We start from the raw sequence: 4,908 nt of genomic DNA on the forward strand, positions 1-4,908 counted from the left end.
TCGCTGGGACTTTTTCAGCAGCGCCCTTCGCAGGGGTGGGGCACCCCGGCGGAAGTACGTGATCCGGTGCACTCCGCGGGCCTGTTTTTCGGCGGAAATTCGGGTAAACCGCCGGGCCTGGTGGATATTTCCGGGTGGCAATTGATGGATCCGGGGCAGGCCGCTCAGGCGGTGCAGCTGAGTGGCCATCCGGAGCTGTACGCACCCCGCCGGGTACAGGCCGAGACAATCGCCCGCCAGGCGGGCATCAATTTGTCTCGCCTGGGAATTGGTGGGGGTGCCCCGAGCTGGGCACCGTCCCTCTCTCCGGCCCCTGACATGCCCGGACGCTGCGACGCCCCCGACGGGACTGTCGGCGCGCCTTTCCACGATGCGGCGGCGGGATGGCCTCCCGAGGTCAAAAATCCGCGCTCCACACAAGACGCCATCGCATGGGCCAAGACACAGCCGGCCCTGAATGAAAAGCGCTGGTGGCAAAAATGCCTGGCCTTTTCCTCCATCGTGCACGGTTGGCATGCGTCTGGTGTGGTCGACGCCATCACGCATTGGCGCACGATGCCTACCCACATGAAACACGCCGGATCGCGAGACATTCCCCTCGGTGCGCTCATGTACTGGGATACGAACGGGCCTTTCGGGCATGTCTCCGTATATCTCGGAGACGGCATGATCATCAGCAATGACATTCGACGCATCGGCTATGTCGATATCGTGCCGGCGTCGGAAATCGAATCCAAATGGGGCTCCAAGTACCTCGGGTGGGCGCCCCCGTATTTCCCCAAGGGAGTTTAGAAATGCAGGACCTTTCGGCGGTGCCCGCTATCCCGGTCTACTCGCTCGTGATCCACGCCGGCGGCGAGGGCCTGGTGCTCACGGTCGACGGCGAGGAAATCGCCTCCGGGGACGCTTTGGGAGAATTGCGTGCGGCCGGTCGGGAACGGCTTACCGTGCTCGCCGCGATGGCCGGCCGGCCTGTGCGCGCCCGCGCGACGGACCCCGAGGCACCCGCCCCGTGGTGCATGATCATCACCCCCGGCGGAGCGGTGCACGACGTCGGCTCGCACCCCGCCCCGGTTCCGCCGCCGCCCCGGCCGGCGGTCCCCCCGCGCCCGGTACAGCCCCCCGCGCCCGCCGCCGCGCCGGCGCCGCCGGTCGGGCGGCCGGCTACCCCGTGGGGGCCTCCGCCGCCGGAGACGTACCGGGCGCGGTGGACGGCGGTGCGGGACGCGCACGCGGCCGGCGACGTCGCCGAGGCGATCGTGCACGCGTCGCGGATGGAGGTGTCCCTCCACGCGGAGTTCGGGCGGCTGCATCCGCACACGGTCACGGTGATGACCACCAGGGCGTGGCTGACGCTCGCCCGGAGCGCGGATCTCGCGGGGACCGTCGAGCTGCTGGTGGCCACCGCGCTCCGCCGCCGCGAGGCGGGAGCCGAGCCGATCGTGGAGACCACGGAGCTGGCGCACTCCGCGCATGTGGGGTGGGGAGTCCTGGTGTCGGAGGACCCGGAGGAGGCGGAAGCGGTGGGCCCGTCGGTCGCCGCGATGCTGCGGGAGTTCGGGTGGGAGAGCCGGCTCAGCGAGGTGGAGGGGTGGCTCCGGGCGCGCGCGTCGGCGCCGGTCGGGTAGCCCCGGGCGGGGTGGGGTGCCTGCACCGTGGGGGTGGGGCAGGCACCCCTGCCGGGGGCGGTAGGGGCCGCTCGGGGTGGGCCCCCACCGCTCCTGCCACGGTAGGGCCGCCGCGGTGGTGTCCTCGACCGTGCGCGGTGCGTGCGGGGCGGGATCTCACCTGGATGGGGCGGGCGGGGGTCAGTCGACGAAGCCCAAGGCGCTGTCCGGTCGGCATTGCGGGCACGCGGAGACGCCCTCCGCGAGGGCCCGCCGGGCGGCGTCGACCGACGCCGGCTTGCAGCGGGTGCGGGTGTCCCAGCAGCCGCCGACGTGGACGCGGACGGCTGGCCGGCCGGTGCCGATGCCGTGCTCTATCAGCCATTCCGGGGGTGGCGGCGGAGGCCTGCGGGCGCCCTCGGTGGCGATCACGCGCTCCTCCGCCGCTATCCAATCCCGCGTGCGCTGGAGGTCTTTGACCTGCACTCTTTCCAGAAAGCGGAGCATGTCGAGGCGGGGGCTCCCGCCGGCCGGTGGTGGGGTGGGCACGGTCACTTCCCGGAGTACTGTGCCGCCCGCTCGACCTTGCACGTCGCGCACAGCGGTGAGGCTCCCACCCCGTAGCGGCAGGTCTGGCCGTGGCAGCGCGCGCACGGGCCGGTCTGGCTCGGCGCCCACGTGGCGGGCTGGGGTCTGGCGGGGGGTGCGGGGGTGGTCATGGGGTGCTCCTGGTGGCGCGGAGGTGTCACCTCCAATTAGACAGCATGTTCGAATTTGGAGTCGAGCGTGACGCGGGTCGACTCACTCGCGTAGCCGTCACGACGGCCGGACCGGGCGGGCCCCCGCCGGGCGGGAGTCGGCCGCGCGCCGCCGGCGTCGCGGTTCACCCGGACGGGTGAACCGCGGCCTCGTGTACGCGGGCGCGATGTGTACGGCCTGCCCTCAACTCGACGCGAAACAAGCCTCATTGACACGTTCTGTGGTGGTTTGGCATGTTTCCGGCGCGGTCCGACGGTCGGGCCCATCGGTGTGCGTTTGGGGTGCGTTTCGCATGGTCGAGCGGGTGTATGACGAGTTCGAGGTGGCGGGCCGGCTGCGGGTGTCGGTGGCGGCGTGGCGGTGGGCGGTGGTGACGGGCGCGGTTCCGCCGGCGGATGCCCCGGCGGGGTGTTGGTCGGCGGCGGTGGTCGAGGCGGTGGACGGGGAGGGTGTCCGCGCGGGCCTGGTGCTGCGGGACGCGTTCGCGGCGGCGGAGCGGCTGACGCGGGCGTTGGGGGATCCGTTGCCGGCGTGTCGGCCGGCGGTGACGGCGCGGATGGTCGGGGACCTGGTGGCCGCCGGTCTCCTGGTCCGTCTGGGCGGGTACGTCGAGGCGCCGGACGTCCACGGGGACCAGGTCGCCGCGCTCGCCCGCCGCCGTGACCTGCCGACCCTGCTGGACCGTCACACGCTGCTGGGGCCCAAGCAGGCGGCGGTACGCCTGGGGGTACGCCGGTGCGACGTCGCCCACCTGGTCCGTCTGGGCATGCTCCGGGCCGCGCGGGTGGTCGAGGTCGACTACGGCCGCGCCCGGGGTGGGCCGGTCGACGTGCCCCTGTACCGGGCTCTCGACGTGGCCCTGTTGCCGACGCTGCGCCCGGAGGTCGAATGGCTGGTGCTGCGCGGGGCGGGGGTGGGTGCGCGGTCGCCGTTGGCTCGTTGGGAGCCGGCGCCGGTCGGGGCCGGCGACGTCGTGTCGGTCGCGGTGGTGGCCGTCATGGCGGGGGTGAGCCGGGCGACGGTGAGCGCCTGGCGGCGCCGGCACCCGGACTTTCCGCCGCCGGCGGCCGGTTCGCGGGCGCCGGCGCCGGTCTTCGATCGGGGCGCGGTGGGGCGCTGGCTCCTCGCGCACGGCAAGGTCCACGTAGCCCAAGGGCCCCACCGCGCGGGTGCGCGCGGGCACTGAGCGGAAGGTGGGGGTGCCGCGGCTTACCCCTCGGAGGGGGCCGCGGCGGCCTCCAAGTCCATCTTGCAGACCTTCCGCACCTGTTCGCGGCTCCATCCGGTCTCCACCACCACCTGCTGCTGCCACCCCCGTTCGTCGCCGTGCTCGGCGGCGAGGCGCTGTACCTCGGCGTAGACGGAGAGGAGCGCGAGGCGCTCGGCGGCGCGGATCTCGGCGAGTGCGCGCAGGTGTTCTTGGAGTGCGGTGGTGTCCATGGGTCCATCCTGCCAGATAGCCAATCGAAGTTGGCCTACTCCGATTGGCGTAACGCCGGTTGACATGCCAACTAGAGTTGGCCAATCTAAGTGTGCCAACTCAAGTTGGCTCAACGGATTGGAGCCCCCCCCCATGAACACCACCACCACGATCACCACCCCGGCTGAGCTGACGACCACGGTGCTGATCACCCCCGCTGGCAAGCTTCCCGCCGATTACCGCGTGCTGCTGGACGGCCGGGTGATCGGCCTGGTCAGCGATGAGGCGGGCGCCCTGCCCGGCCGGGGCCGGTTCTACGCGTGGTCGGCGGCGTTCGGTCCGCGTGGCTTCCACGGGACGGAGGCGGAGGCGGTTGAGCGGGTGGTGGCGGCGTGGCTCAACGCGGGCCCCGGCGCCGGCGGTTTGCTGACCTCCCGGGGCACCGTGCACGCCGCCCGCCGTACCGCCGAGGGGATGGTGCCGGCGTGCATGACCGGCCGTGCGGCGGCCGGGCTGCGGGTTCTGCTGCGCACGGGGCGGGCGGTGACCTGCCGGCACTGCCCGCAGGGCTAGCAGCCGGCCCGCCGCCGGGGGTGGAAGTTCTTCCACTCCCGGCGGTGGGGTGGGGCGGGGTGTCAGGGTGGTGGGCATGGATGAGCGGTGGGTGGGGCGGCGTGTGTACGGGGCGTATCCGGATGATCCGGACCCGTGGGCGGAAGAGGGGGAGCTGTACGTCGAGTTGACGGGCGGTCCGCTGGACGGTGAGCTGCTGCAAGTGACCGGGTGGACGCGGGAGGAGCTGGCCGGTGGGGTGGCGCTGATCTGTGAGACCTCGGCGTGGGGGCCTGGTGGGCGGGCGGAGTACGAGCCGGCCGACCCGGCCGCGACCGTGATCGACCGGTATGTGTGGGTGGGCGATTCGCCCTAGGGGGTGGGGGCTAGGGTTGGGGTAGCCCGTACCGATATGGCGTGTGTGGGTGAGGCCCGGTGCCCGGAGGATTCTCGGGGGCAGTACCACCGGGCCGCCTCTACCCTTCTGAGCGGCCGGTGACGGTGCGGGTCAGGGCGGTACGCATGATCGCGCCGGTGGTGGTGATGTGGGCGGCGATTCGTTCGCGTTCG

Annotated in this window: 7 protein-coding genes; 5 read left to right on the forward strand and 2 right to left on the reverse strand. The window is 72.5% G+C overall.

Features of this window, described 5'->3' with window-relative positions; all coding sequences use genetic code 11:
* Both AB0D01_RS39475 and AB0D01_RS39480 read left to right on the forward strand, forming a co-directional pair.
* Positions 1 to 792 (forward strand): peptidase M23 (locus AB0D01_RS39475; RefSeq protein ID WP_363064220.1); only part of this gene is annotated, 792 nt, incomplete at its 5' end.
* 2 nt (positions 793 to 794) lie between these two features.
* Positions 795 to 1,628 (forward strand): hypothetical protein, encoded by an 834-nt coding sequence (locus AB0D01_RS39480; RefSeq protein WP_363064222.1) that lies wholly within the window; start codon positions 795 to 797, stop codon positions 1,626 to 1,628.
* A gap of 180 nt (positions 1,629 to 1,808) precedes the next feature.
* Here AB0D01_RS39480 and AB0D01_RS39485 read toward each other — a convergent pair whose 3' ends face one another.
* On the reverse strand, positions 1,809 to 2,039 hold the full coding sequence (locus AB0D01_RS39485; protein ID WP_363064224.1) for a DUF6233 domain-containing protein: 231 nt from the start codon (positions 2,037 to 2,039) through the stop codon (positions 1,809 to 1,811).
* A 619-nt stretch (positions 2,040 to 2,658) separates the two neighbouring features.
* Here AB0D01_RS39485 and AB0D01_RS39490 point away from each other — a divergent pair.
* The gene (locus tag AB0D01_RS39490; RefSeq protein ID WP_363064226.1) at positions 2,659 to 3,552 is read left to right on the forward strand and encodes a hypothetical protein; all 894 of its coding nucleotides are present in this window, start codon (positions 2,659 to 2,661) and stop codon (positions 3,550 to 3,552) included.
* A gap of 23 nt (positions 3,553 to 3,575) precedes the next feature.
* Here AB0D01_RS39490 and AB0D01_RS39495 read toward each other — a convergent pair whose 3' ends face one another.
* Positions 3,576 to 3,806: a hypothetical protein gene (locus AB0D01_RS39495; RefSeq protein ID WP_363064228.1), complete on the reverse strand. Its 231-nt coding sequence runs from the start codon at positions 3,804 to 3,806 to the stop codon at positions 3,576 to 3,578.
* Between the two features lie 133 nt (positions 3,807 to 3,939).
* On the opposite strand from AB0D01_RS39495, the gene AB0D01_RS39500 reads away from it, so the two are divergent.
* Together AB0D01_RS39500 and AB0D01_RS39505 are read left to right on the forward strand one after the other, a co-directional pair.
* A complete protein-coding gene (locus tag AB0D01_RS39500; RefSeq protein ID WP_363064230.1) occupies positions 3,940 to 4,359 on the forward strand; it encodes a hypothetical protein in 420 nt (139 codons plus the stop codon).
* 76 nt (positions 4,360 to 4,435) lie between these two features.
* Complete coding sequence (locus tag AB0D01_RS39505; protein WP_363064232.1) at positions 4,436 to 4,714, forward strand: hypothetical protein; 279 nt, start codon at positions 4,436 to 4,438, stop codon at positions 4,712 to 4,714.
* Positions 4,715 to 4,908 lie beyond the last annotated feature (194 nt).

Origin of the sequence: Streptomyces sp. NPDC048606, assembly GCF_040650855.1 — a bacterium.
Taxonomy (GTDB): Bacteria; Actinomycetota; Actinomycetes; order Streptomycetales; family Streptomycetaceae; genus Streptomyces.

Excerpts from the sequence above, each read along its gene's own strand:
- AB0D01_RS39480 (WP_363064222.1), top strand. The coding sequence starts at position 795 with ATGCAGGACCTTTCGGCGGTGCCCGCTATCCCGGTCTACTCGCTCGTG.
- AB0D01_RS39490 (WP_363064226.1), top strand. The coding sequence starts at position 2,659 with ATGGTCGAGCGGGTGTATGACGAGTTCGAGGTGGCGGGCCGGCTGCGG.
- AB0D01_RS39495 (WP_363064228.1), bottom strand. The coding sequence starts at position 3,806 with ATGGACACCACCGCACTCCAAGAACACCTGCGCGCACTCGCCGAGATC.
- AB0D01_RS39500 (WP_363064230.1), top strand. The coding sequence starts at position 3,940 with ATGAACACCACCACCACGATCACCACCCCGGCTGAGCTGACGACCACG.
- AB0D01_RS39505 (WP_363064232.1), top strand. The coding sequence starts at position 4,436 with ATGGATGAGCGGTGGGTGGGGCGGCGTGTGTACGGGGCGTATCCGGAT.